24 protein-coding genes are annotated in these 26,264 nt (G+C 67.3%); 12 read left to right on the forward strand and 12 right to left on the reverse strand.

Annotated features, from left to right (window positions below; genetic code table 11):
• Positions 1-1,344 (reverse strand): DNA translocase FtsK (locus AC07NY_RS25305; protein ID WP_494586036.1); only part of this gene is annotated, 1,344 nt, incomplete at its 3' end.
• 190 nt (positions 1,345-1,534) lie between these two features.
• Between AC07NY_RS25305 and AC07NY_RS25310 the strand changes: the two genes are divergently transcribed.
• Entirely contained in the window at positions 1,535-1,870 is a 336-nt protein-coding gene (locus AC07NY_RS25310) for a hypothetical protein (RefSeq protein WP_494586037.1), read from the forward strand.
• Positions 1,871-1,925: 55 nt separating this feature from the next.
• Here the strand turns inward: AC07NY_RS25310 and AC07NY_RS25315 are convergent, their stop codons facing one another.
• The 3 genes from AC07NY_RS25315 to tesB form a co-directional block, all read right to left on the reverse strand.
• Positions 1,926-3,401 (reverse strand): ammonium transporter, encoded by a 1,476-nt coding sequence (locus AC07NY_RS25315; RefSeq protein ID WP_494586038.1) that lies wholly within the window; start codon positions 3,399-3,401, stop codon positions 1,926-1,928.
• 26 nt (positions 3,402-3,427) lie between these two features.
• Positions 3,428-3,766, reverse strand: a complete 339-nt coding sequence (locus AC07NY_RS25320; protein ID WP_199085746.1) for a P-II family nitrogen regulator — start codon at positions 3,764-3,766, stop codon at positions 3,428-3,430.
• A gap of 238 nt (positions 3,767-4,004) precedes the next feature.
• Entirely contained in the window at positions 4,005-4,871 is an 867-nt protein-coding gene (tesB, locus tag AC07NY_RS25325) for an acyl-CoA thioesterase II (protein WP_494586039.1), read from the reverse strand.
• Positions 4,872-4,994: 123 nt separating this feature from the next.
• Between tesB and AC07NY_RS25330 the strand changes: the two genes are divergently transcribed.
• Complete coding sequence (locus AC07NY_RS25330) at positions 4,995-6,245, forward strand: ubiquinone biosynthesis hydroxylase (protein WP_494586040.1); 1,251 nt, start codon at positions 4,995-4,997, stop codon at positions 6,243-6,245.
• Between the two features lie 115 nt (positions 6,246-6,360).
• On the opposite strand, the gene AC07NY_RS25335 is transcribed toward AC07NY_RS25330, so the two are convergent.
• Positions 6,361-6,558 carry a Trm112 family protein gene (locus AC07NY_RS25335; protein WP_336814632.1) on the reverse strand — a complete coding sequence of 66 codons (198 nt, stop codon included), beginning with the start codon at positions 6,556-6,558 and terminating at the stop codon, positions 6,361-6,363.
• A 183-nt stretch (positions 6,559-6,741) separates the two neighbouring features.
• Entirely contained in the window at positions 6,742-11,574 is a 4,833-nt protein-coding gene (locus AC07NY_RS25340; RefSeq protein ID WP_494586041.1) for an NAD-glutamate dehydrogenase, read from the reverse strand.
• A 182-nt stretch (positions 11,575-11,756) separates the two neighbouring features.
• On the opposite strand from AC07NY_RS25340, the gene AC07NY_RS25345 reads away from it, so the two are divergent.
• On the forward strand, positions 11,757-12,305 hold the full coding sequence (locus tag AC07NY_RS25345) for a peroxidase-related enzyme (protein WP_494586081.1): 549 nt from the start codon (positions 11,757-11,759) through the stop codon (positions 12,303-12,305).
• Between the two features lie 462 nt (positions 12,306-12,767).
• Positions 12,768-13,136, forward strand: coding sequence for a DUF2794 domain-containing protein (locus AC07NY_RS25350; RefSeq protein ID WP_492288334.1), 369 nt, complete (start codon positions 12,768-12,770; stop codon positions 13,134-13,136).
• A 147-nt stretch (positions 13,137-13,283) separates the two neighbouring features.
• Here the strand turns inward: AC07NY_RS25350 and AC07NY_RS25355 are convergent, their stop codons facing one another.
• From AC07NY_RS25355 to AC07NY_RS25370, 4 genes are all read right to left on the reverse strand, one after another.
• Positions 13,284-13,820, reverse strand: a complete 537-nt coding sequence (locus AC07NY_RS25355) for a GNAT family N-acetyltransferase (protein ID WP_494586042.1) — start codon at positions 13,818-13,820, stop codon at positions 13,284-13,286.
• A 168-nt stretch (positions 13,821-13,988) separates the two neighbouring features.
• On the reverse strand, positions 13,989-14,771 hold the full coding sequence (locus AC07NY_RS25360; protein WP_494586043.1) for a Bax inhibitor-1/YccA family protein: 783 nt from the start codon (positions 14,769-14,771) through the stop codon (positions 13,989-13,991).
• A 220-nt stretch (positions 14,772-14,991) separates the two neighbouring features.
• Positions 14,992-17,577, reverse strand: a complete 2,586-nt coding sequence (locus AC07NY_RS25365; protein ID WP_494586044.1) for an ABC transporter permease — start codon at positions 17,575-17,577, stop codon at positions 14,992-14,994.
• A 2-nt stretch (positions 17,578-17,579) separates the two neighbouring features.
• A complete protein-coding gene (locus tag AC07NY_RS25370; RefSeq protein WP_336814626.1) occupies positions 17,580-18,281 on the reverse strand; it encodes an ABC transporter ATP-binding protein in 702 nt (233 codons plus the stop codon).
• 180 nt (positions 18,282-18,461) lie between these two features.
• Between AC07NY_RS25370 and AC07NY_RS25375 the strand changes: the two genes are divergently transcribed.
• From AC07NY_RS25375 to AC07NY_RS25390, 4 genes are all read left to right on the forward strand, one after another.
• Positions 18,462-19,070: an arylesterase gene (locus AC07NY_RS25375; protein WP_494586045.1), complete on the forward strand. Its 609-nt coding sequence runs from the start codon at positions 18,462-18,464 to the stop codon at positions 19,068-19,070.
• Between the two features lie 81 nt (positions 19,071-19,151).
• On the forward strand, positions 19,152-20,207 hold the full coding sequence (locus tag AC07NY_RS25380; protein ID WP_494586046.1) for an NADP(H)-dependent aldo-keto reductase: 1,056 nt from the start codon (positions 19,152-19,154) through the stop codon (positions 20,205-20,207).
• Positions 20,208-20,414: 207 nt separating this feature from the next.
• Positions 20,415-20,987, forward strand: a complete 573-nt coding sequence (gene thpR, locus AC07NY_RS25385) for an RNA 2',3'-cyclic phosphodiesterase (RefSeq protein ID WP_494586047.1) — start codon at positions 20,415-20,417, stop codon at positions 20,985-20,987.
• Positions 20,984-21,280 (forward strand): 4a-hydroxytetrahydrobiopterin dehydratase, encoded by a 297-nt coding sequence (locus AC07NY_RS25390; protein ID WP_492288327.1) that lies wholly within the window; start codon positions 20,984-20,986, stop codon positions 21,278-21,280. The genes thpR and AC07NY_RS25390 overlap by 4 nt, the downstream gene beginning before the upstream one ends.
• A 6-nt stretch (positions 21,281-21,286) precedes the next feature.
• Here AC07NY_RS25390 and AC07NY_RS25395 read toward each other — a convergent pair whose 3' ends face one another.
• Positions 21,287-22,039 carry an RluA family pseudouridine synthase gene (locus AC07NY_RS25395; protein WP_494586048.1) on the reverse strand — a complete coding sequence of 251 codons (753 nt, stop codon included), beginning with the start codon at positions 22,037-22,039 and terminating at the stop codon, positions 21,287-21,289.
• A gap of 70 nt (positions 22,040-22,109) precedes the next feature.
• Here AC07NY_RS25395 and ftsY point away from each other — a divergent pair, with 70 nt between their 5' ends.
• The 4 genes from ftsY to AC07NY_RS25415 all read left to right on the forward strand — a co-directional run bounded on the left by ftsY (position 22,110) and on the right by AC07NY_RS25415 (position 25,206).
• Positions 22,110-23,381 (forward strand): signal recognition particle-docking protein FtsY, encoded by a 1,272-nt coding sequence (ftsY, locus tag AC07NY_RS25400; RefSeq protein WP_494586049.1) that lies wholly within the window; start codon positions 22,110-22,112, stop codon positions 23,379-23,381.
• The gene (locus tag AC07NY_RS25405; protein WP_494586050.1) at positions 23,378-24,013 is read left to right on the forward strand and encodes a septation protein A; all 636 of its coding nucleotides are present in this window, start codon (positions 23,378-23,380) and stop codon (positions 24,011-24,013) included. Before ftsY ends, AC07NY_RS25405 begins: the two co-directional genes overlap by 4 nt.
• Before the next feature lie 69 nt (positions 24,014-24,082).
• Positions 24,083-24,496, forward strand: a complete 414-nt coding sequence (locus AC07NY_RS25410; RefSeq protein ID WP_494586051.1) for an MbcA/ParS/Xre antitoxin family protein — start codon at positions 24,083-24,085, stop codon at positions 24,494-24,496.
• Positions 24,493-25,206, forward strand: a complete 714-nt coding sequence (locus tag AC07NY_RS25415) for an RES family NAD+ phosphorylase (protein WP_494586052.1) — start codon at positions 24,493-24,495, stop codon at positions 25,204-25,206. Before AC07NY_RS25410 ends, AC07NY_RS25415 begins: the two co-directional genes overlap by 4 nt.
• A gap of 103 nt (positions 25,207-25,309) precedes the next feature.
• On the opposite strand, the gene AC07NY_RS25420 is transcribed toward AC07NY_RS25415, so the two are convergent.
• A complete protein-coding gene (locus AC07NY_RS25420) occupies positions 25,310-26,095 on the reverse strand; it encodes an SDR family NAD(P)-dependent oxidoreductase (protein ID WP_494586053.1) in 786 nt (261 codons plus the stop codon).
• Positions 26,096-26,264: the final 169 nt, after the last annotated feature.

Here is a 26,264-nt window from a genome sequence, read left to right on the forward strand (position 1 = left end):
GCCGATCGCGTTCTTGCCCTGCACCACCGCAACGCGCGCCGACACCGCACTCATCGAACGCGCGATGTCGTCAGCCAGGGAGATCACGCGGGAGGATTTCGTACCCGGAGCCGGCTCCAGCTCGTAAAGGGTCACGACCGGGCCGGGGCGCACCTGCGAGATCTCGCCGCGCACGCCGAAATCCTCCAGCACGCCTTCAAGCAGCGTGGCGTTTTGCTCCAGCGCATCGGTCGAGACCGCGTTGGCGGCAACCTTCTTCGGCTCGGCCAGATAGGTCAGCGGCGGCAGTTCGAACGTGTCGCGATCGAGAAGCGAGGGCTGCGCCTCGCGCTGCATGCGCTTGCCGGGCTTCGGCGCAGCTCGGGGCATGGTCACGCGCGGGGCGTTGAGGTCGCGCAGGTCCTGCGGCTCGTCGTCGAGATCGAAGGGCGTGTCGTAGTCGTCGGAAGCTCGATTCGGGCCCGTAACAGAACGGGCGCCGGGCAGCGGCTCAGGGTCGAAATCGGGCAGGCTGCGGCGGCTGGCCGGGGCTTCGCCGAATTGCGGCTCGCGGCGGACGCGGCTGCTGTCGCGGGTCGGAACCACGCCGGTATCGACCGCGGGCTCGGGCGGCTGCGGCAGACGGCGCAGGATCGCGGCGCGCAGGGCCATAGCGCCATGGGCGAGCCAGCCGATCAGGATGACGGCGATGCCGGGCTCGTCGTCACGGCGCTCCTCGCCGTCGGACCAGCTGTCCTCGGCTTCGTCATTGTCTAAGGCCGGGTCCTCATCGGCGACGAAGCCGAAGCCGGCAGCCGCGGTGACGGCAAGGATGGCGATGCCGGCATAGAGGAAGCCAACGAGGCTGCCAACCGCGCTGCCGGCGATGCCCGCGATATTGCGCGTGCCGAACAGCAGGCCATCACCGATGACTCCACCCATGCCGGTGGGCAGGGGCCAGCGCGGGGTGGCCGGCAGGGCGCTGGCGACGGCGGCAGTGGCGGCGACGCCGACGACCCAGAGGCCGAGCTTCAGCGCGCCGCGATCGAAGATATGAAAGCGGACGAGCCTGAGCGCCCAGATCACCGGCGGGAAGAGCAGGGCGATGACGCCAAGCCCGATGAGCTGCATCAGGAGATCGGCGACCATGGCGCCGGGGCGGCCGAGCCAGTTGCGGACGGCGCCGCTGGTGGCGTTGTTGAGGCTGGGATCGTCGACGGACCAGCTCGCCAGCGCCGTGGCGACGGCGACCATCAGGGCGAGCACGCCCATCCCGGTGAGCTCCGAGGCACGGCGCGACAGGAACTCGCGCACCGGGTCGGGCAGGCGGTCCATGAGCGATTGGGAGCGGCGGATCGTGCGCATGCGGTTTCGGGTCTTGTCCGGACTGTCGGGCCGCATCATTCCGGCCATCAGCGGAAGGTTAGGAAGACGAGGTTAAGACCCGCTTAACCTTGAGCCATGCCGGCGCGCTGCTGCCGTCGATTGTCGGGAGCGGGCGGAACCGGGACGCGATGCCGTTGCTTTGATCTCCCGAACCGGAAGGGAGGCATCCGTGACAGAATCGAAGCCCGCTCAAGCCCGGATCGCGAGAATCTGGCGCGGCCGAACGACCCGCGCGAAGGCTGACGAGTATGCGATCTACCTGCGCAGCGAAGGCGTGACGCCGCTGCTGGAGAAGGCGCTGGGCGCGCAGATGTTCCGCGAGGATCGCGAGGCCGAGACCGAGTTCGTCACGATCTCCTACTGGGAAAGCGTCGCGGCGATGTCGCGCTTCGCCGGGCCCGATCCGCGCCGCATCCATCATCTGCCGCGCGATGCGGAGTTCCTGATCGAATTGCCGGATGGCGTGCAGGTGCTCGAGATCGTCGTGAACGAGCCGGGGCCATGAAAAAGGCCCCGGCAGAGCTGCCGGGGCCGAGTTGCCGCTGGGAGCGGCGGGAGGATCAGCTGTGATAGGCGCGCTCGCCATGCTCGGCGATGTCGAGGCCTTCGCGCTCCTGGTCGGTGGTGACGCGCAGGCCGACGACGAGGTCGACGATCTTGTAGAGGATGGCCGAGCCGACGGCGCTGAACACGATGGTGAACAGCACCGCCTTGATCTGGGCCATGACGGCCGGGCCGAACTCATAGGCACCCACGGCGAGCTCGCCGGGCTTGCTGGAATAGTCCGGGATGCCGGCGCCGCCGAGCGTGGTGTTGACGAGGATGCCGGTCGCGATCGCGCCGATGATGCCGCCGACGCAGTGGATGCCGAAGACGTCGAGCGAATCGTCGTAGCCGAGGGCGTTCTTCACCGTCGTGCAGAAGACGAAGCAGACGGCACCGGCGACGAGGCCGAGCATGATCGAACCCATCGGGCCGGCGAAGCCGGCAGCCGGCGTGACCGCGACCAGGCCGGCGACCGCGCCCGAGACCATGCCCAGCATCGACGGCTTGCCCTTGACCGCCCATTCGACGAAGAGCCAGCCCAGCGCCGCCGCAGCGGTGGCGACGAAGGTGTTGAGCATGGCGAGCCCGGCGGTGCCGTTCGCCTCGAGGTTTGAGCCGGCATTGAAGCCGAACCAGCCGACCCAGAGAAGCGCGGCGCCGATCAGCGTCATGGTCAGCGAGTGCGGCGCCATCAGTTCCTTGCCGAAACCGACGCGCTTGCCGATCAGGATGCAGCCGACGAGGCCGGCGATGCCCGCATTGATATGGACGACCGTGCCGCCGGCGAAGTCGAGCGCGCCCCACTTGAAGAGCATGCCGGCATCGGCGTTGACGGCGTCGAGCGCCGCCTGAGCGGCAGCCTTGCCGTCCGCGCCGGCCTCGGCGAGCGCCTTGGCGGCATTGCCGACCGCGTCAGGCCCGCCCCAGTACCAGACCATGTGGGCCATCGGGAAATAGATGAAGGTGACCCAGAGCACTGTGAAGAGCAGCAGGGCCGAGAACTTCATGCGCTCCGCGAAGGCACCGACGATCAGCGCCGGCGTGATGCAGGCGAAGGTCATCTGGAAGCAGACATAGACGAATTCGGGGATGTAGACGCCGTTCGAGAAGGTGCCCGCCACCGTGGTGGCATCGACGCCCCTGAGGAAGGCCTTGGAGAAGCCGCCGACGAAGTCGTTCAGGCCGCCGCCATTGGTGAAGGCGAGCGAGTAGCCATAGGTGACCCAGAGGATGCAGACGACGCTGACGATGGCGAAGACCTGCGTCAGGACCGAGAGCATGTTCTTCGAGCGGACGAGGCCGCCATAGAACAGGGCGAGGCCGGGAACGGTCATGAGCAGGACGAGGATCGTCGAGCTCATCATGAAGGCGACGTCGCCCTTGTTGGGGACGGGTGGGGTGGCGGGAGCCTGGGCCAGTGCAACGCCGGCCGTCAGCGCGGCCAGTGAGAGGCCAGCCAATCCGGCCCGCAGGGAAGTCCTGAAATTCATCGTCGAAAACTCCTGGAGGTCGGGGCTCAGAGGGCGTCGGTGTCGGTCTCGCCGGTGCGGATGCGCACGGCCTTCTCGATCGACGAGACGAAGATCTTGCCGTCGCCGATCTGGCCGGTGCGGGCGGCGGCGGTGATCGTCTCGATCACCCGGTCGACGAGCTCGTCGGAGACCGCGACCTCGATCTTGATCTTCGGCAGGAAGCTCACGGCATATTCGGCGCCGCGGTAGATTTCCGTATGACCCTTCTGACGGCCGTAGCCCTTCACCTCGGTCACGGTCAGGCCGTGCACGCCGACGGCGGTGAGCCCGTCGCGCACCTCCTCCAGCTTGAACGGCTTGATGATCGCCATCACGATTTTCATGTGCTGGGTTTCCCCGTCTGCGCCGCCCGGTCGTCAGCCCCGGCGATCTCGTTGCACTCTCGCGCCTGCGGGACCGCAGTTGCGTCGCAACATGCAATTCAAGGGACGTGCCAACCCGCTCCAGACGGCGCAAAGGCGCATCCGGAGGTGGAATCGTGGTGGTCATAGGGAAATGGCCGGCTCTACTGCCTAAGATTTAGGCAAGAGACTGGATTCTGCGCAGCTGCCTGAATTCCGGTCAGCCGAGATCGGGCCGGGGCCGGACGAGCCCTTCCTGCGCGACCGAGGCGACGAGGCGGCCTTGCCGGTCGAAGACCAGACCGCGCGAGAAGCCGCGCGCGCCCGAAGTCGAGGGGCTGTCCTGCGAATAGAGCAGCCAGTCATCGGCCCGGAACGGGCGATGGAACCACAAAGCATGGTCGAGGCTCGCAGCCTGGATCTTCCGGTCGAAGACCGTCGCGCCATGGGCGATCAGGCTGGAATCGAGCAGCAGCAGGTCGGAAGCGTAAGCGAGCACGCTCTGGTGGAAGGCCGGCTCGTCCGGCAGCGGCTCGATCGCGCGGATCCAGACGTTGAATCTCGGCTCCAGGCTGCCGCCGCCGCGATAGCGTTCGAGCTCGACCGGGCGGATCTCGATCGGTCGCTTGCGCTGATAGAAGGTCTGGAGCGGGTTGTGCTCGGGCGCGCTGAACAGCTTCACCATCTCCTCGCGGTCCGGCAGTTCCTCCGGCATCGGCACCTTCGGCATCGGCATCTGGTGCTCGTAGCCGGCCTCCTCGACATGGAAGGAGGCCGACATGGCGAAGATCGCCTCGCCCTTCTGGATGGCCAGGACGCGTCGCGTGGTGAAGGAGCGGCCGTCGCGCAGGCGATCGACCTCGTAGACGATCGGTACTTCCGGATCGCCCGCCAGCAGGAAATAGGCGTGCAGCGAATGCGGCTGCCGGCCCTCGACCGTCTTGCAGGCGGCATAGAGCGATTGCGCGATCACCTGACCGCCGAAGACGCGCGGCCAGCTCGATTTGGGGCTGCGACCGCGGAACAGGTTGCGCTCGAGCTGCTCGAGGTCGAGAATCGCCGTCAGGGAGGCGCTGATCTGGGACATGGTCGGCGGTATCGCGGTCAGGTTGACGGAACGGCCGGCGGCCCGCACAGGGACAGCCGGTTTCGCCTAGCATCAGCACCGAGGCATCCCGTGGCGTCAAGTCGGCGCGGAGAGAAGGACGATATGGCTATCGAGCAGGGCAGCGGCGCCATGCGCATCGTCATCGCGGGCGGCGGCATTGCCGGGCTGGCGCTGGCGCTCGCGCTGAAGCAGGGGCTGGGCGCGGATTTCTCGGTGATCCTGGCCGATCCGGCACTGGCAGCGGCCCCCCGCGCCGACAACCGGGCCTATGCGGTCGCGGCGGGTGGCCGGGCGATGCTGAAGACGCTCGGCATCTGGGATGCGATTGCGCACACGGCCCAGCCGATACTGGAGATGATCGTCTCGGACAGCCGGACCGAGGACGCCGTCCGCCCGGTCTTCCTGACCTTCGACGGTGAGGTCGAGCCCGGCGAGCCCTTCGCCCATATGGTCGAGAATGCGGCCCTGGTCGCAGCGCTGAAGGCGTCCTGCGAAGCTTCTGGCGTGGATTTGCGCAGCACGGGCGTGCGGCGTTTCACCGCCGATGATGCGGCGGTCGAGATCGTTTTCGCCGACGGCGCGCGCTGCGAGGCGGCGCTGCTGGTCGCAGCCGACGGTGCCCGCTCGAAACTGCGCGAGCAGGCCGGGATCGGCTGGGTCGGCTGGGGCTACGGCCAGTCGGGCATCGTCGCGACGATCGGCCATGAGCGTCCGCATGGTGGCCGGGCGATCGAGCATTTCCTGCCGTCGGGCCCCTTCGCCATCCTGCCGCTGGCCGATGGCGGGACGCTGGGTCACCGCTCCTCGATCGTCTGGACGGAGCGGACGGAGAATGTCGAGCCGCTGCTCTCGCTCGATGCCCAGGACATGCTGGCCGAGATCGAGCGGCGTTTCGGGCTCGAACTCGGCGAGATCGCGCTCGAAAGCAAGGTGAGCGCGCATCCGCTCGGCTTCGGCGTGGCTCGGCGCTTCGTCGGCGAGCGGCTGGCTTTGTTGGGCGATGCCGCGCATCTGATTCACCCCATCGCAGGGCAAGGGCTCAATCTGGGCCTGAAGGACGTTGCGGCGCTGGCCGAGGTGATCGTCGATGCGGCGCGGCTCGGGCTCGATCCCGGCTCGGTTGACGTGCTGGAGGATTACGAGAAGGCGCGGCGCTTCGACACGGTGGCGATGGGCGCGGTGACGGACGGGCTGAACCGCCTGTTCTCGAACGACGCGACGCCGCTCAGGCTGGCGCGCGATCTCGGGCTCGGGATCGTCGATCGGTTGCCGGGGCTGAAGCGCTTCTTCATCCGCGAGGCGGCAGGCGTGGCAGGCGCGTCGCCTCGGTTGCTGAGGGGTGAGGCGCTTTAAGGAGTTCCACGTCATGCTCGGGCTTGACCCGAGCATCTCTTGCAGGAAATGGCGCCTCTATCGGCATGAGATTCTCGGGTCGCCGCTGCGGGCCGCCCGAGAATGACACCCTGTCTCAATCCTCCAGCGGGCGCGCCTCTTCCGGCAGCATGATCGGAATGCCGTCGCGGATGGGATAGGCGAGCTTGGCGGCGCGGCTGATCAGTTCCTGCTTGGCGGCGTCGTATTCCAGCGTCGCCTTGGTCAGCGGGCAGACCAGGATTTCGAGCAGCTTGGGGTCGATGCGGGTGGTCGTGTCGGCTTCGCCGGTCATCGGTCTTTCCGTTCAGGGGAGCACAAGCGGGTGCCGGTTTGCGTATGGAAACACCACCGTCATTCCGGACAAGCCGCGATAGCGGCGCTGATCCGGAATCCATCATAGGGCGTGGCGCTCTACGATGGATCCCGGGGCAAGCCCGGGATGACGGCGTGTTTCGTCGTCACAACACCACGCCTTCTAGCGCTTGCGCGGCAGATCGGCCAGCATGCCGGCCGCCACCATCAGCTTCGGCAAGGTCAGGCCGGAGCTTGCGATCGCATTGACCGTGCTGCGGGTGCGCTCCGCATCCTCGCCGCGTTCGGCGATCCAGCTCTCCAGCGTGCCCTGCCCCTTGGCGGAGGCCGCGACCTCCTGCGTCAGATTGGACTGGGCGTCGTCGAGGGTCTCGATCGCCCGTTCGCGGGCGAGGCGCTCGTAATCGTCCGTCGCCGGCACGGCGGCGGCCGCCGCCTTGAGGCTCGACAGGCCGAACAGCGCGTCGACGCCGAAATGGATGCGGGCGACCTCGCCGATCTTGCGCTTGCTGCGCTCGGCGATGTCGACGATGTCGGTCGCCTCGGCCAGCGCCGGCAGGCTGGCGATGCGCGTGGCCAGCGCCTCCGGCACACCTTCGGAGGTGAGCACGGCGATGCGCGCCAGCCGTGCCTGCGAGGCAGCCTCGGGCAGCAGGGTGCCAAGCTCGCCGGCCAGCTCCTTCACGCCCTTGGCATAGCGCGCGATGGTCTGCTCGATCGTGCCGGGCTTGGCGACGCCGCGCCGCAGGAACCAGCCCATGCGGTTGGTGACAAGCTCCTGCGCGGCGCCATAGAGGCCGAGCTGGGTCTTGCCGGGGATTTTTGCGTCGAGCGCGTCGATCTCGCCGTTGAGGGCGATGAGATCGAAGGAATCGCGCGCGATCGCGTAAGCCGCGGCGATGGCCGGCGCGTCGGAGCGGGTCAGCGCCGCCAGAACCGGCACGAGGGCCGGGCCGCCGCGGTTGACGATCGCGTTGGCGAGCTGCGTCGCGACGATCTCGCGCCGCAGCTTGTGGCTGGCGATCGCGTCCGGATAGGCCTCGCGCAGCGCCTTCGGGAAATAGCGGACGAGTTCGCTGGCGAGATAGGGGTCGTCGGGCACCGAGGATTCGAGCAGCGCGTCGTGCAGCGAGAGCTTGGCATAGGCCAGGAGCACGGCGAGTTCCGGCCGGGTCAGGCCTTCGCTGCGCTTCTCGCGCTCGGCGAGCTGGGCGTCGCTCGGCAGGTACTCGACCGAGCGGTCGAGTTTTCCGTCCTGCTCCAGCGTCTGCATCAGGAAGCGCAGGCCCGGCGTCGCGGCCGAGCCTTGCGCCTCGGTCAGCGAGAGCGCCAGCGTCTGCAGGTAGTTGTTGCGCAGGACGAGATCGCCGACCTCGTCGGTCATCGCCGCCAGCAATTCGTTGCGCTTGTCTTCCTTCAGGCGGCCGTCCTTCACCGGGCCGGCGAGCGCGATCTTGATGTTGACCTCGACGTCGGAGGTGTTGACGCCGGCCGAGTTGTCGATCGCGTCGGTGTTGAGCTTGACGCCCTTGCGCGCGGCCTCGATGCGGCCGCGCTGGGTGACGCCGAGATTGGCGCCCTCGCCGATGACCCGCGCCCGGAGATCATTGCCCGTGATGCGGATCGCGTCATTGGCGCGGTCGCCGACCTGCGCGTCGGTCTCGTCGGTGGCGCGGATATAGGTGCCGATGCCGCCGAACCAGAGCAGGTCGACGCGGCTTTTGAGGATCGCCGTCATCAGCTCGGGAGGTGAGACCTCCTTCTTGTCGAGGTCGAGCAGCGCGCGCACCTCGGCCGAAAGCGGGATGCTCTTGGCCTGGCGCGAGAACACGCCGCCGCCCTTCGAGATCAGGCTCTTGTCGTAATCGGCCCAGGAGGAGCGCGGCAGGGCGAAGAGGCGCTGGCGTTCGGCCAGCGACTTCGCGGTGTCCGGATCGGGATCGAGGAAGATGTCGCGATGGTCGAAGGCCGCGACCAGCTTGATCGCCGGCGAGAGCAGCATGCCGTTGCCGAAGACGTCGCCCGACATGTCGCCGACGCCGGCAACCGTGAAGGGCGTGGTCTGGATGTCGATATCGACTTCGCGGAAATGGCGCTTCACCGCTTCCCAGCCGCCGCGGGCCGTGATGCCCATGCCCTTGTGGTCGTAGCCCTGCGAGCCGCCCGAAGCGAAGGCGTCGCCGAGCCAATGATGCTTCTCCAGCGAGATCGCGTTGGCGGTGTCAGAGAAGGTCGCGGTGCCCTTGTCGGCCGCGACGACGAGATAGGGGTCGTCGCCGTCATGGCGCACCGTGTCCGGCGGCGGCACGATGGTCTCGCCGTTGAGATTGTCGGTGAGTTCGAGCAGGTTGCGGATGAAGATGCGGTAGCTCTCGGTGCCCTCGGCGAGCCAGGCGGCGCGATCCGAGGCCGGCGGGAGCTGCTTCGGGAAGAAGCCGCCCTTGGCGCCGACCGGCACGATCACCGCGTTCTTGACCTGCTGCGCCTTGACGAGGCCGAGCACCTCGGTGCGGAAATCCTGCGGCCGGTCGGACCAGCGCAGGCCGCCGCGGGCGACCTTGCCGAAGCGCATATGCACGCCCTCGACGCGCGGCGAATAGACGAAGATCTCGTAGAGCGGGCGCGGCAGCGGCAGGCCGTCGACCCGGGCGCAGTCGAACTTGAAGGTGATGGTCTGGCGCGGCTGTCCGTCCGGGCCGATCTGGAAGAAGTTTGTGCGCAAGGCGGCATCGACCAGGTTGACGAGGCGGCGCAGGATGCGGTCGTCGTCGAGGCTGGTGACGGCGTCGAGCGCCTGCTCGATCTCGGCATGCTTCTGGGCCATGCGCTGCTCGCGTTCACCGGCTGGCACGCGCGGGTCGAACTTGGCCGTGAAATAGGCGAGGAGGCTCGACGCGATGTCGGGATGGCGGGTCAGCGCGTCGGCGATATAGCCCTGGGCATAGGGTGCGCCGGCCTGGCGCAGATAGCGGCCGAAGGCCCGCAGCAAGGCGGCCTCACGCCAGCCGAGGCCGGCGACCAGTACGAGCTGGTCGAACCGGTCGGATTCCGCGAAACCACGGAACTGCGCCATCAGCGCCGCTTCGATGGTCGGATCGAGATGCTCGATATCGATCTCGCCGTCGTCGGCGCGCTCCAGCGTCATATCATGGAGCCAGATGCGGACCGCGTCGCCATTGCCCTGCGGCATGACGTTGTAGGTCCGCTCGTTGACGACGCGGAAGCCCATGTTCTCCAGCACCGGGACGCGGGCCGAGAGCGAGATCGGCGCGCCGCGCGAGAAGACCTTGAGATTGGCGCGCTTGGCGTCGTCGCCCTCGCGCCGGTAGAGGTTGACGGCGCGGCCGCGCTCCGGCGTGAGCTGCTGGAGCATCTCGATATCGACCAGCGCGTCGGCGGCCGAGAAGCGCTCGCGATAGGCGGCGCCGAAGGCCTCGGCATAACGTTCGGCCAGCGCGCGGGCGGCGGGGCCGGCCTTCTCCTGATCGAGCACGTCCTTGAGCCCGTCACCCCAGGTGCGGACGATGGCGCTGATGCCGGCCTCGAGCGTCGAGCGTTCGACGCGCGGGGTTTTGCCCTCGTCGCGGCCGATGATGTAGTGGGTGCGCGAGAGCGGCCCTTCGGGATAGGCGGGATAGGCGGCCGAGAGGCGCCCGCCAAAGATCCGCGCCAGGAAATCGCCGACGCGCAGGCGCACCGTGGTGTCGTAGCGGTCCTTCGGGATGAAGACGAGGATCGAGACGAAGCGGTCGAACTCGTCGACGCGGGCGAGCGCGCGGATGCGCGGCCGCTCGGTGAGCTGGAGGATGTCGAGCGCGAACTGCTCCAGCGTCGCGACATCGATCTGGAAGAGCTCGTCGCGCGGATAGGCGTCGAGCACGTTCATGAGCGCCCGGCCGGAATAGCTTGCCGGATCGAAGCCGATATTCTTGGCGACGCGCGCGACCTTGAGGCGCAGATACGGAATCGCGCGGGCCGAGCCGGTATAGGCGTTCGAGGTCAGCAGGCCGACGATGCGCAATTCGCCGTCGAGCCGGCCGTCCGGCGTGAACAGCTTGACGCCGACATAGTCGAGATGGACGCGCCGGTGGACGCGGCTCTTGACGTTGGCCTTGGTGATGATGAGCGCCTGGGGCTTGGCCAGGAAGGAGCGCAGCTCCGGCGTGACCGTGACCAGCTCGCGGCCCTTGCGCAGGACCTTGACCGTGGGATCGCGCAGGATGCCGAGGCCCGAGCCCTCGATCGGATCGGCCGCGACGTCACCGCCCGGGAAGCGATAGGCGCGGATGCCGAGCAGGGTGAAGTTGTCACCGGCGATCCATTCGAGGAATTGCAGCGCCTCGTTGATCTCGTCCTCCGGCAGCGGCGGCGGATTGGCGCGATAGGCCTGGATCACCTCGGTGATGCGGCCACGCATCGCGGCCCAGTCGTCGACGGCGAGCGCGACATCGGCATAGACGTGGTCGAGCCCGGCGCGCAGCTTCTCGCGGGCTTCCGGCGTATCGATGCGCGGGACGTGGATATGGAGCAGGCTCTCGCGGCGCGTGCCCTCGGGGGCGCGACCGGCGGCCTCGCCGGCGAGCGAGGTGAACTTGCCCTTGGCGTCGCGGGCGACGGCCAGGATCGGGTGGGCGACGAGACGCGGCTCATGGCCCTGTTCCTGCAATTCGGCGAGCGTCGAATCGAGCAGGAACGGCTTGTTGTCGTTGACGACCTCGAGGACGGTGAGTTGGTTCTTGCGCTCGCCCTCGCCGTATTCCTCGTCGCGGAAGCGCAGGTTGATCGTGTCGGGCTTGCGCGGCTGGGCGAGCTGCTCGAAGGCGGCAGCGGCGGTGCGGGCGAGCATCTCGGCCGGAAGGGCCTCGAGATCCTCGGCGACGGAGCGACCAAAAAGCAGGCGGGGGAATTCGGCGGGCATCGAACTCTTCAGTCCGGTGGCTGCGGCCTCGATCGCTGCGATTGCGCCCGCAGTCGCGTTCGTCACCCGTTTGCCCATGTCCCAACCCCAGTTGTTTTGCCGCAGCGATGACATAGGCTGCGGAGCCTTTCAACTTGCCGTGCCTGAAAAAGCGGCAAACTGACGCTCCCCCCGACTCGACAGGACACACCATGGCAACAAAGCATGACAAACCCAAGGTGGGAGAAGAGCCGGCGCGTCAGGATTCGCCGCCGGCCGTCATGGCGCTGGACCTGAAACCGGGTTCGCTCTCGGCCGAAAACCAGGCCTATTTCGCGAAATGCCAGGAGAAGCTCGGCTTCGTGCCGAATGTGCTCTCCTCCTATGCCCATGACGACGCCAAGCTCACGGCCTTCGCCGCCTTCTACAACGACCTGATGCTGGCGCCGTCCGGTCTGTCGAAGCTGGAGCGCGAGATGATCGCGGTGGCCGTCTCCAGCGTGAACCGCTGCTATTACTGCCTCACCGCCCATGGCGCGGCCGTGCGCCAGCTTTCCGGCGATCCCGTGCTGGGCGAGCTGATGGTGATGAATTACCGGGCGGCGGACTTGTCGGTGCGGCACCGCGCCATGCTCGACTTCTCGGTCAAGCTGACGGAAACGCCGCATCTGATCGGCGAGGAGGACCGGGAAGCCCTGCGCAAGGCCGGATTCGGGGAGCGCGATATCTGGGATATCGGCGCCGTCGCCTCCTTCTACAACATGTCGAACCGGATGGCCTCGGCGGTCGATATGCGGCCCAATGCCGAATATCACGGGCAGGCGCGGTAGAGCGTGCCCATGTTTGTCATTCCGGGGCGCGCCGCAGGCGCGAACCCGGAACCCACGACTCGGTGAGAGATTTTATGCCGCGTTGTAAGCCGCTCGCCCGGTCGTGGGTTCCGGGCTCTTCGCTCCGCGAAGCCCCGGAATGACAGCGGTGGCGCTGGAAGCCCCAAAAGAAAAACGGCCGGCGCAATGCCAGCCGCTAGTTGGCCTCGACTCGGTGGCCCGGCTCCGCCCGAACTCCGGGGGGCTGGGGGGCTGACAAACCGGCGATCAGCGAAACCGGGCCGTCGAGGCAACGAGGGGAGTTGAACGTCGCAACTTGGCGCTCGCTTGGCGCGTTCGCGGCGAAAATGGGGCATTCGCTGAGAACGCCGACCCAGAGTGCGAGAGCGGTCTCTTGCCAGCACAGGACCGCGGGCGCATCATCCGGGCATGATTTGGTGAGGCCCCGACCAGGGAGGCGCCATGAGCGAGAGCGAAACGCCACAATCGCAGACCGCGAGCGCGGTTGTGAACTTCCCCGCGCCCGCGCGACAGATTCCCGTGACCTTCGACCGGCGCGAACTCAGCGAGTTGCTCAATCTCTATGGCCGGATGGTCGCGGCCGGCGAATGGCGCGACTACGCCATCGATTTCCTGAAGGACAAGGCGCAGTTCTCGGTGTTCCGGCGCTCGTCGGAGATGCCGCTTTACCGGATCGTCAAGGACCCGGCGCTGGCGCGACGGCAGGGCGCCTATTCGGTCGTCGCGGCGACCGGGCTGATCCTGAAGCGCGGCTCGGAGCTCTCGCGCGTGCTCAAGGTGCTCGACAACAAGCTCAGCGTGGTGAGCTGAGGCGTCACGGACCGGACAGTTGTTCGAGCCCTCATCCTGAGGAGCGCCGAAGGCGCGTCTCGAAGGATGCTTCAGGAGGTTCTGGGGACAGCTGGACCATCCTTCTAGACGCCGCTGACGCAGCTCCTCAGCATGAGGCTGTTAAGGTCAGAATTCCGGCGGCGTGCGGCCGCCCTCGCCCAGCTCCTTCTGCATCAGCATCTGGTCGAGCCAGCGGCCGTGCTTGAAGCCGACCTTTTCGGCGACGCCGATCAGGCGGAAGCCGGCGCGCTCATGCAGGCGGCGCGAGCCGACCGAGGCGCCGGTGCCGTCGCCGATCACTGCGATCATCTGGCGGAAGCCGCGCTCGGTGCAGGCCTGCATCAGGGCGTCGAGCAGCAGGCTGCCGATTCCCAACCCCTGCGCCGTGGGCGCGAGATAGATCGAGTTCTCGACGGTGGCGCGATAGGCCGGGCGCGGCCGATAGGCGCCGGCATAGGCATAGCCGAGGATGGCGCCGCTCCTTTCGGCGACGAGATAGGGATAGCCGCCGGCCAGGATCGCCTCGAAGCGTCGTTGCATCTCGGCCTCGTTTGGCGGCTCCAGCTCCCAGGAGGCGGTGCCGTGCAGCACCGCATGGGCGTAGATCGCGGCGATGGCGGGGATGTCGGCGGGAAGGCCGGGGCGGATCGAAGGCGTCGTCATGCCCAAAGCATGAGCAATGCCCGTGCCAAAAGGAAAGGTCCGCCCAAAGAAAAAGCCCCGGCCGTGGGGCCGGGGCTTCAACTCTTCGATTTTGCATCGGCTTTGTCCGAAAACCGCGTTCCACTTTTCGGGCCGATGCTCTTGCTCCCGTTCAGGAGCCTGTCGTTCTCACTCGCGGTTGCCGATCAGCGAGAGCAGGAACTGGAACATGTTGATGAAGTTCAGGTAGAGCGACAGCGCGCCGTTCACCGAGAGCTTCGCAGCTTCCTCCGGGCCGAGCTCGGAGTAGAGATACATCTCCTTCAGGCGCTGGGTATCCCAGGCGGTCAGGCCGGCGAAGATGCCGACGCCGACCAGCGAGATGACGAAGCCCAGAGCGCCCGAACCCAGGAAGATGTTCACGATCGAGGCCAGCATCAGGCCGATCAGGCCCATGACCAGGAACGAGCCCATGCCGGAGAGCGACTTCGAGGTGGTGTAGCCATAGAGGCTGAGGCCACCGAAGGCCGCCGCGGTGATGAAGAAGACCTGCACCACCGACGCGCCGGTGTAGCGGATCAGGATCGTCGAAAGCGAGACGCCCATCACCGCCGCGAAGGCGAAGAACATCGTCCGGGCGGACGAGGCCGACATCTTGTCGGCGCGGAACGAGAAGAAGAAGATGAAGGCCAGCGGCGCCAGCGCGACCACCCACATCAGCGGCGTGCCATAGAGCAGCTGGCCGAAGGAGGTCAGGTAGGTGTTGCCGATCTTGGCGACGGCGTTGGCCTGATCGGTCACGGCCATCTTGTTGACGCCCAGCGCGAACAGCGCCGAGATCGCCAGGCCGATCACCATGTTGTTGTAGACGCCGAGCATGAACGAGCGCAGGCCCTGATCCATCTCGACGGCGCTGGTCTGCTGTGCGCGGCCGGCACCCCAGACTGGAGCATTGCGGTCGAAGTTGCTCATTAAGAGAGTTTCCCCTGACGTAGTTTCGGACGACGGAGAGCGCGCAAGCGCCAGCCGTCCTCGCGCACGAAAAGTCGCGATGACGGGAATATGGGCGGCTTTGCCGGTTCTTACAAGAGCCCGCCATGGTTAAGACCGGACCCGGTATAGAAGTTCGGCGCTGCACATAGGCAGAATTACAGGATTTTAATGTCTATCGAGAGTCGTTCTCAGATAGTCATCATAAATTCCTGAGATGAGAAGCCGGCGCTTTCGTCAGTATTTTTATCGTACCGACGAGCCCGAACAGGACGGTAACCCCGACGGCGGCAGTTGCAGCCAGTATAGCTCCTCTGGGATCACTGACGAACTCGATCCGCATCACTTGCGTGACGATGCCCCAGCCCGCCGCTGTACCCGCGAGAACGCCGAAGACGGCCGCGACGAAGCCGATGGCGGCGTATTCAAGGGCGTACGACGAAAGTATGAAGCGGCGGGTCGCGCCCAGCGTCTTCAGGATCATCGCGTCATAGAGCCGCGCCCGCTGGCCGGCCGCGAGCGCGCCGCCGAGCACGAGGAGGCTGGCGGCAATGGCGAGGCCGGAGGCGCCGCGGATCGCCATGGCGAGCTGGGCGACGATGGTGTTGACCGCTTCGAGCGCGTCCTTGACCCGCACCGCCGTCACCGCCGGGAAGTCGAGCGCGAGGCGTCGCATCAGCACGGCGTCGGTCGCGCCCTTGCCGTCCGGGCTCGCCGCGATGGTGGCGAGATTGGTGTGCGGCGCGCCGGCGAAGGTGTTGGGCGAGAACACCATGACGAAATTGATGCCGAAGGAGCGCCAGTCGACCGTGCGGAAATTGGCGACGCGGGCCGTGATATTGCGGCCGAGCACGTTGACGGTGAGCCTGTCGCCGATCTTCAGGCCGATCCCGGCGGCGTTCTGCGCGTCGAAGGAGACGAGCGGTTCGCCGCGATAATCGGCCGGCCACCATTCGCCGGCCGCGACGCGCGAGCCTTCCGGCAGTGCTGCGGCGTAAGTGATGCCGCGATCGCCATCGAGCACCCAGGCGGATTGCTCGCTCGCCTTGATGTCCTCGGCGCGGGTCTGGTTCACCGAGACGATGCGGCCGCGCATCATCGGTACGCGCTCGGTCTTCGCGCCCGGGCGCTCGGCCGCGAGGAAGGCGTCGAAGCGCTCGGAATCGCGGCTGGGCACGTCGAGGAAGAAGAAGCTCGGCGCCTTGTCGGGCAGGGCGCCGGTGAGCTGCCGGGTCAGGCTGACATCGATGAAGGAGAGCGCCGAGAGCAGCGCGACGCCCAGGCCCAGCGAGAGCACGAGCGCCGGCGTCAGCGCGCCCGGCCGGTGGCTGTTGGCGAGCGCCATGCGCAGGGCGGGTCGGCGCGGGCGCGGGATGCGGCGGGCCAGCGCCATCAGGCCGAGCGAGACGGCGCGCAGCAGCAGGAAGACGCCGAACATCACGCCGATATAGATCAGCGCGATCCGGCGATCGTAGGCGAAGCCGATGGCGACGCCGGCAAGGCCGGCGAGCGCCAGCACGCAAAGCACGAGATAGATCGCGCGCGGGCGGCGGGGATCGGGCTCGACCTTGTCGCGGAACAGGGCGGAGACGGGGATGTCATGGGCGCGCCCAAGCGGGATGATCGCGAAGACGAATGCCGTCAGCAGCCCGTAGAGCGCGGCGATGGCGAGTTCGCTCGGGGCCAGCGTCGGCTCGAACGGCACGGGCAGGATGCTCTGGACGATCGCGCCGAGACCGAAGGGGGCGGCTGCACCGAGCACGAGCCCGATGGCCGTGCCGATCGCGGCGACGAGCATGACCTCGGTCAGGTGGATCGCGACGACGCGCCCGCCGGTGGCGCCGACGGCCTTCATCGTCGCGAAATCGAGTTTCTTGGCCTCGACGAAGCGACGCACGGCATTGGCGACGCCGACGCCGCCGACCAGCAGGGCGGTGAGGCCGACGAGCGTCAGGAACTGGGTGAAGCGCTCGAGATTGCGCTGGAAGCTCGGCGCCGCGTTGGCGCGGGAGCGGATTTCCCAGCCGGCGTCGCGCTGCTGCGCGCCGGCATCGGTGATGAGCTTCTCAAGATCGGCATCGCTCGTCGCGCTCTGTGGGAGCTGGAGGCGATAGGTCCAGCGAATCAGGCTGCCGGGCTGGATCAGGCCGGTCGCCCTCAGCGCGTCCTGCGACATGAGGAGGCGCGGCCCGAAGCCGACGCCGGCCGCGATCTTGTCGGGCTCGGAAACGAGATTGGCGCGCAGCTGGATCTTGGCACCGCCGACCGTGACGATATCACCGGGCTTGAGGTCGAGCCGGCCGAACAGGACGGGGTCAGCGACCGCACCATAGGCGCCATCGCGCTGGTCGAGCAGGCTGGGCAATGGCGCCTGCGGGTCGGTTTCGACCGTGCCGATGCTCGGATAGGCGGCATCGACCGCCTTGATCTCGACCAGGGCTGCGCCCTTCTCACCGGCATTGGCCATGCCGCGCATGGTCGCGATGCTGGAGACGGTGCCGCGCGCGGTCAGGAAGGCGAGCTCGGGCGCCGTCGCCTCGCGATGGATCAGGCTGAAGGCGGCATCGCCGCCAAGGATGCGGCGCCCCTCGCGGGCGAGGCCCTCGGTCAGGCCGCGCGAGGCGGAAGCGACGGCAGCGATGGTCATGACGCCGAGCGCGAGGCAGGCGATGAAGATGCCGAAGCCGCGCAAGCCCGCGCGCAGATCTCGGATGGCGAGGCGCAGGACGAGCCCGATGCTCGGGGTTCGGTAGGCCGGGCTTTGGGACGGCTTGACGGGTGCGTGCATCGTCAGGCGACCGCCGTCTCGGGCTCGGCCTCGATCACGCCGGAGCGTAGCCGGACGGTGCGCTCGCAAAGCGCTGCGAGCGAAAGGTCGTGGGTGACGAGCACCAGCGTGGCGCCGCGCTCGCGCTTGAGGGCGAAGATCAGGTCGACGATCGAGCGGCCGGTCGATTCGTCGAGATTGCCGGTGGGCTCGTCGGCGACGAGGATTGCGGGATCGGGCGCGACGGCACGCGCGATGGCGACGCGCTGCTGCTCGCCGCCCGAGAGCTGGGCCGGATAATGGTCCATGCGATGGCCCAGGCCGACATTGCGCAGTTCAGCCTCGGCGCGGGTGAAGGCGTCGGGGTGGCCGGCGAGTTCCAGCGGCAGGGCGACGTTCTCGCGCGCCGTCATGGTCGGGACGAGGTGGAAGGACTGGAAGACGATGCCGATATGCCGGCCGCGGAAGATCGCGAGCCCGTCCTCGTCGAGGGCGCCGAGATCCTGCCCGGCGACCTTGACGAGGCCTGAATCGGGGCGTTCCAGCCCGGCCATGGTCATCAGCAGGGTCGACTTGCCGGAGCCGGAGGGGCCGACGAGGCCGGTCGCCTCGCCGTCGGCCAGCGACACCGAGACGCCCTTGAGGATATGGACGCGGGCGGCGCCACGCCCCAAACTCAGGTGGACATCCTGCAACTCGATTGCCGAAGCGGCCTTCTCGCTCATCACACCATGATCCCGACTTACGCTTTCATCGCCAACCCCGCTCGCACCGAATCGCGCCCCGAGCGGGGCGGAACCACGGCGCGGCGCGGTCTGCGGCCATATGGGCGCGGATTCACGCTTGTCCAATCGGCTGCGACGTTTTTCGTCGCTCTCACGCTGTTTCTCCTGGGTTCCCTCGTCATGGCCAATGCCCAGCCCTCCAACACCAATCCCGACGCTGCGAAGCCGCTGAAGCTCGTGGCCTTCGGCGATTCGTTGTCGGCGGGCTACAATCTGCCGGGCAGTGCCGCCTTCCCGGCCGTGCTGGAGCAGGCCTTGCGCCAGAAGGGCCTCGCTGTCGAAATCGTGAACGCCGGCGTCTCCGGCGACACGACGCAGGGCGGGCTCGAGCGGCTCGACTGGTCAGTGCCCGATGGCACCGACGGCGTGATCCTCGAGCTCGGCGCGAACGATGCCTTGCGTGGCGTCGACCCGGCCCTGACCCGGCAAAATCTCGAAGCGATCATCGCACGACTGACCGAGCGGAGGGTCCCGGTGCTGCTGGCCGGCATGTATGCGCCGCGCAATCTCGGCGAGGATTATGCGAAACGCTTCGATGCGATCTATCCGGAGCTTGCGAAGAAGCACGGGCTGGTGCTTTACCCGTTCTTCCTGGAAGGCATCGCGGGTGACCGCGCCCTGAACCAGGCGGATGGGCTCCATCCCACGGCCGAGGGCGTCGCCGTCATCGTCCGGACCATCCTGCCGACGGTCGAGCGCTTCATCGCCACCTTGCCGCCCAGGTCCTGATCCGCCTGCGGGTTCTCCGCTTGCGTATCCCCGATTCTTGCATTGCCGCCTGCCGGCCCCCGCTTCCGGAGTTGCTTCGCCATGGAATACCGCCGCCTCGGACGTACCGATCTCAAGGTCTCGGTGATCTGCCTGGGAACCATGACCTGGGGAGAGCAGAATACGGAAGCCGAAGGCCATGCCCAGATGGACTATGCCATCGAGCAGGGCGTCAATTTCTTCGACACCGCCGAGCTCTACGCGATCCCGCCGAGGCCGGAGACGCAAGGCTCGACCGAGCGGATCATCGGCAGCTGGTTCAAGGCGCGGAAGAACCGCGACAAGGTCATCCTGGCGTCGAAAGTCTGCGGGCGCGGCGGCAATACCTGGTTCCGCGACGACAAGAGCCCGACGCGGGTGACGCGCAAGCAGATCTTCGAAGCCGTCGACAAGAGCCTGCAGCGGCTGCAGACGGACTATATCGACCTCTACCAGCTGCATTTCCCCGAGCGGCCGATGCCCTGGGGCTCGAATCCGACGCGCTTTGCTAGGGATGCCTATGCGTCGGCGGCCGACGAGACGGGCATTGCCGAGCAGCTCGACGCTTTCGCCGAGGTGATCAAGGCCGGCAAGATCCGCCATCTCGGCCTCTCCAACGAGAGCGCCTGGGGCACGATGCGCTTCGTCGGGGATTCGGAGGCGCGTGGCACGCCGCGGGTGCAGTCGATCCAGAACGCCTACAACCTGCTGAACCGTACTTTCGAGACGGCGTTGGCCGAGGTCGCGCTTCACGAGGATGTCGGGCTGCTCGCTTACTCGCCGCTGGCGCAGGGCTATCTCACCGGCAAGTATCTCGACGGGGCCCGTCCGGCGGGTGCGCGCACGACCCTGTTCGATCGCGGCCAGCGCTACCAGACGGAAGGCGCCGAGGCGGCGATCAAGCGCTATGTCGCGCTCGCCCGCGAATCCGGGCTGGACCCCGCGCAAATGGCGCTTGCCTTCGTCAACAGCCGTTCCTTCGTCACCGCCAATATCATCGGCGCGACCACGATGGAGCAGCTCAAGACCGATATCGCCTCGATCGATGTGAAGCTCTCGCCGGAGGTGGAGGCGAAGATCGACGCGATCCATCAGCTCGTCGGCAATCCCTGCCCCTGAGCAGGCGCGCGTCATTCTCGGGCGAAGCAAGGCTTCGACCCGAGAATCTCTGCCGGAAGAAGGCGCCTTTCCCTCCAGAGATGCCCGGGTCAAGCCCGGGCATGACGAGCCCGCGGTCGGTGCGCTTCACGCAAAAACAATTCCCCTAAGCCGGCTTCCTGCTCTACCGTCTCGCCAGAGTCACAATCGCTTGGCAGGGATTCGCTCATGCCGAGGCTGTTCATCGCTCTGGAAATCCCCGCCGAGGTCGCGACCGGGCTGACATTGCACCGCGGCGGATTGTCGGGTGCGCGCTGGATCGAGCCGGCCGACTATCACATCACCCTGCGCTTCCTGGGCGATGTCGACCGCCGCATGGCCAACGATATCGACTACATGCTCTCCGACCTCACGGCCTATCCGTTCGAGGTCACGCTCGATGCGCTCGGCAGCTTCGGCGGCGACAAGCCGCGCGCGCTGTTCGCACGGGCGCAGCCGAGCAAGACCCTGACCGATCTCCAGGCTGATCTGGAACGGCAGATGCGCCGGCTCGGCCTGCCGGCGGAGGCGCGCAAATTCGTGCCGCATGTCACGCTGGCGCGCTTGCGCGACACGACCCCCGTCGAGCTCGCGCATTTCCTCAGCCAGCACCCGATCGTTCGCCCGTTCACCTTCACCGCCCGCCGGGTTGCGCTGATGTCCTCGCGTGATTCGATCGGGGGTGGACCCTATGTGCTGGAGGCGGCCTATCCGCTCGGCCCTTCCTACCCGAATCGCCTGTCACGGGAGATGCGCCGATGACGCGGCCGAAGCGGCTTTCGCCCGAGGCACAGGCCGAAGCGCTGGCGACCCTGACCGGCTGGAAGCTCGTGCAGGGGCGCGAGGCCATCGCCAAGCGTTTCGTCTTCCGCGATTTCAGCGAAGCCTTCGGCTGGATGACCCGCGTCGCGCTTCTGGCCGAGGCGATGAACCATCATCCGGAATGGTCGAATGTCTATCGCACCGTGGACATCACGCTCGCGACCCATGATGCGGGCGGCCTGACCGAGCTCGACGTCAAGCTGGCCAAGGCGATCGACGCGCTCGCCAGCTGAAGCGGCTCATCCCTCAGGTTTCCACCCGCAAGCCCTGAGCGCCGCCAGCATATGTGGGGGTGGCGGCGCCTCGACCGTGACCGGATCGCGCTTCTTGTAGAGCGGGATCGTGATCGCACGGGCATGGAGCTGGAGGCCCGGCCCTCCCTCGCGCGGGGCATCGCCATAGATCTCGTCGCCGAGCATCGGCCAGCCCGAGGCCTGGCAATGGACGCGCAGCTGATGCGTCCGCCCGGTCAGCGGCTCCAGTGACATCCAAGCGAGCGGGCCATGCTCGCTCTCGCCCCGCCCGAGGACGCGATAGCGGGTCTGCGAGGGCAGGCCGGCCGGATCGACCTTCATCCACCAGCCGCGCTCGGGCGAGCGCTTGGCCAAGGGCAAGTCGATCAATCCTTCGTCTTCCGCAGGGCTGCCCTGCACGATCGCCCAATAGGTCTTGTCGATGCGCCCATCGCGAAACATCTGGTTGAGCTCGGCCATGGCGCGGGGATGCCGGCCGAGCACGAGGCAGCCGGAGGTATCCTTGTCGAGCCGGTGGGCGGCCTCCGGCTTGCGCGGCAGGCCGAAGCGCAGCGCATCGAGATAATCGGTCAGGACCGGGATGATGCGACGCTTGGCCTGCGGGCCGCGATGCGAAGGCAGTCCGGCGGGCTTGTCGATGACGAGCATCATGGCGTCGCGATAGAGCAGCGGCACCGGCAGTTCGGCGTCGTTATGCCCGTCAGGGTGCGAATTTTCTGGTCGGTCCGGCGTTGCCATGGCATTGCGCTAGCGAAGCCGGCCCGGTGGCGCAACCAAAGATGCCCGCCGAACCGAAGACAGGACGACGATGAGCGAGACCGAACCGAAGAAACGCGGCTTCTTTTCGAGGCTGTTCGGGCGCGACGAGGAACCGGCCAAGCCGGCGCCCGCGCCGGAGACGGTGACCGAGCGGGGTGTCGAGCCTGTCGAGGAGTCGAAACCGGAGGTCGAAGAGGCTGCTCCTGCGGCTGTCGAAGCGGATGCGCTGGTCGTCGAGGCGCCGGTTCCGGAGCCCGTGGCGCCGTCCGTTCCGGTCGAAGCGGTCGCGCCTCCGGCCGAGCCGGAGCCGGAGCCGGAACCTGAGGTTGTTGCCGTTGCGCCGTCGGCGCCCACTGCTGCTCCTGAACCAGTTGCCGCCCCCGCTCCGCAGCCGAAGCGGAGCTGGTGGCGGCGTCTGACCGAGGGGCTGTCGCGGACATCCTCGGCGCTGACGACGGGGATCACCGACCTCTTCACCAAGCGCAAGCTCGATGCCGGCACGCTCGAAGACCTGGAAGACATCCTGATCCAGGCCGATCTCGGCCTTGCGGCCTCCGCAAAGATCGCGAAAGCGGTCGGTGACGGTCGCTACGACAAGCAGATCGATCCGGCCGAAGTGAAGGCGATCCTGGCGCGCGAGGTCGAGACGATCCTTGTGCCGGTCGCCCAGCCGCTCGCGATCGACGCCACGAAAAAGCCGTTCGTCCTGCTGATGGTCGGGGTCAATGGCTCCGGCAAGACCACGACGATCGGCAAGCTCGCCGCGAAATTCCGCGCCGAGGGGAAATCCGTGATGCTCGCGGCCGGCGATACCTTCCGCGCTGCGGCGATCGAGCAGCTCCGGGTCTGGGGCGAGCGCACCGGGGCCGAGGTCGTCTATGGCCAGCAGGGCGCCGACGCGGCTGGCCTCGCTTTCGAGGCGTTGCAGAAGGCCAAGGCGAACAATACCGACGTGCTGCTGATCGACACGGCCGGCCGCTTGCAGAACAAGCAGGGGTTGATGGACGAGCTCGCCAAGGTCGTGCGCGTCATCCGCAAGCAGGACCCGAGCGCGCCGCATGCGGCGCTGTTGGTGCTGGACGCGACCGTCGGCCAGAACGCGATTTCGCAGGTCGAGGCCTTCCGCGAGACCGCAGGCGTGACCGGGCTCGTCATGACCAAGCTCGACGGCACGGCGCGCGGCGGCATTCTGGTCGCGCTGGCGGCGCAGTTCGGCCTGCCCGTGCATTTCATCGGCGTCGGCGAGAGCGTCGATGATCTGGAGCCGTTCTCGGCGCGTGATTTCGCGCGGGCCGTGGCGGGATTGGGAGAGGCGGCGTGAGCGAGACGGTGCAGCAACCGGCCGAGGCGGCAGGCAAGGGCAAGGCGGTCAATCCGCTGCTCAAGCTCGCGCTGGAATTCGGGCCGCTGGCGATCTTCTTCTTCGCCAATTCCTATGGCGACCGGCTGTTCGGCGTGGCCGAGGACCGGCGCATCTTCGTCGCGACCGGCATCTTCATCGCGGCATCGCTGATCGCATTGGCGCTGTCGCGGGCGCTGCTCGGCTATCTCCCGCGCATGGCGATCGTGAACGCCATCGTCGTCACGGTGTTCGGCGGGCTGACGCTGGCGCTGGACGACGCCTTCTTCATCAAGGTCAAGCCGACCATCGTGAACGCGCTATTCGGCTCGGTCCTGCTCGGCGGGCTGTTCTTCGGGCGCTCGCTGCTCTCGCTGGTGCTGGAGACGGTGCTGCAGCTCGATGCCGAGGGCTGGCGCAAGCTGACCTTCCGCTGGGGCCTGTTTTTCTTCGTGCTGGCGGCGATCAACGAGGTGGTCTGGCGCACGCAGACCCAGGATTTCTGGGTCGCCTTCAAGGTCTGGGGCGTGATGCCGCTGACCATGGCCTTCGCGCTGGCGCAGACGCCGTTGATCCTGAAGCACGAGATCAAGCCGGCGAAGACCGAGGAATAGGTCGACAATTGCGGCCTCTTGCCATTTGGCAGGATTATCTCCATTTTATGCCAAATGGAGAGCAATCCCATGATCGGCCTGCTGCGCATCGAGACGGCCCAGCGCGATTTCGTCCCCGATCCGATCTCGGATGACGAGGCCGCCGCGATGTTCCGCGCCGCGGTGAACCTGTTCCGGCTCTGGCGGATCACCGACGAGGAAGCGGCGGTTCTGATCGACCTGCCGGTCAGGAGCTACCGGCGCTGGAAAGCCGGCGAGATCGGCCGGATCTCGCGCGACGGCAAGGCCCGGCTCTCGAACCTGATGGGCATCCACAAGGCGTTGCGCCTGATCTTCACCGAGCCGCAGCGCGGTTATGACTGGATCAAGCGGGCCAATGCCGATTTCGGCGGCAGAACGGCGCTGGATGTCATGCTCTGTGGCGAACTGACCGATTTGATGCGGGTGCGCCGCCTGCTCGATGCCGAGCGGGGCGCCTGGTGATCGATCCGGCGAGCCTGCCGGTCGCCGATATCGAATGGCGCGGTGCGGTCCGGATCATCCGCAGCATCTTCCCGCCGATCGACCTGTTCGAGGATATCGCCGACCCCGCCGATTGGCCTTTGCTGATCGCGGCCGAGCAGAAGACCAATCCGCGCCTGATGGAGACGATCGGCAATCTCGATCTGGTGCCGGCCGACCGCCGCGTCTCCGGGCCGGGCGCGAGCTGGCTGATGGCGCCCTTCACCCATGTCAGCCCGGATCGGCCGAGCCGTTTCAGCGACGGCAGTTTTGGCGTGCTCTATGTGGGGGATCGCTTCGAGGTGGCGCTGCTGGAGACGATCCACCACCACGCCCGCTTCATGCTGGCCACCGCTCAGCCGCCGGGCTGGACCTCGCAATTCCGTGAGATCGTGCTGGAGGTCGACGCGGAGCTTCACGATATCAGGCCGCTCGGGGCCGAAGCTGCGCCGGTGCTCGACCCCGCCGACTACACGGCGAGCCAGGCGCTCGGCATCGGCTTGCGGGCGCTCGGTTCGGCCGGCGTCGCCTATCCAAGCGTGCGCTGCCCCGGTGGCGAGTGCGCCGGGCTGTTCTATCCCGATGGCGCGAGGCATCCCGTTCAGGGCCGGCATCTCGACTATCACTGGAACGGCACGCGGGTGGACCTCTACCGGGACCGCAGCGCCGGCGAGGTGTTTCGGATCGTCTGATGGGTAACCCGCGCGTCATTCTCGGGCGCAGCGAAGCGCAGACCCGAGAATCTCTTGCAGGGGATGCTCGGGTCAAGCCCGAGCATGACGACGATGGCCGATGCTATTTCGGTGCGAGCCGGATTGCGCCATCCAGGCGGATCGCAGTGCCGTTCAGCATGTCGTTCTCGATGATGCTGCGGGCGAGCGCGGCATATTCCGCCGGGCGGCCGAGGCGCGAGGGGTGTGGTACCGAGACCGCCAGCGAGGCTTTGGCGTCGTCGGGAAGGCCGGCGAACATCGGGGTTTCGAACAGGCCGGGCATGATCGTGACGATGCGGATGCCGACGCCGGCGAGATCGCGCGCAATCGGCAGGGTCATGCCGACGACGCCGGCCTTGGAGGCGGCATAGGCGGCCTGGCCGATCTGGCCGTCCTCCGCCGCGACCGAGGCCGTGCAGATGATGACGCCGCGGCTGCCATCCTCGGTGATCGGATCGAGCCCGGCGAGTGCGACCGCCGATTTGGCGATGACGCGGAAGGTGCCGTTCAGGTTGATCGCGACAGCCTTCTCGAAGGTGGCGAGGTCATGGGCGACGAGCTCGCCGGTGTCGCGCTTCTTCGAGACGACGCGGCGACCGGGCGCGATGCCGGCGCAGTTGACGATGATGCGGGCGACGCCATGGGCGGCGCGGGCCTTGGCCAGCGCTTCATCGACGGAACCCTCGCTCGTGACGTCGCAGAGGGCGAAGACGCCGCCGATTTCCTTGGCGACGGCCTCGCCGCGCTCGGCATTGAGGTCGAGCAGCGCGACCTTGACGCCCTGGCCCGCCAGCATGCGCGCGGTCGCCTCGCCGAGGCCGGAGGCGCCGCCGGTGACGATGGCAGCGAGGGAGGAATCGAGTTTCATGGCGCGTTTCCCGTCAATCTTGTTCTGACAGCCGGTTTAGAGGGCGTTTCGCACTGTTCCAAGCGGGTTTTCGGAACCGCCTCTTGTGCAGGATTGCGCCGGGGCCATCTTTCGACATGGCGCTTCGATCGGGAGCGCGCGATTATCGGCGTCATCGAACGTCAAGGAG

Source organism: Allobosea sp. GW821-FHT09G06, assembly GCF_059416005.1.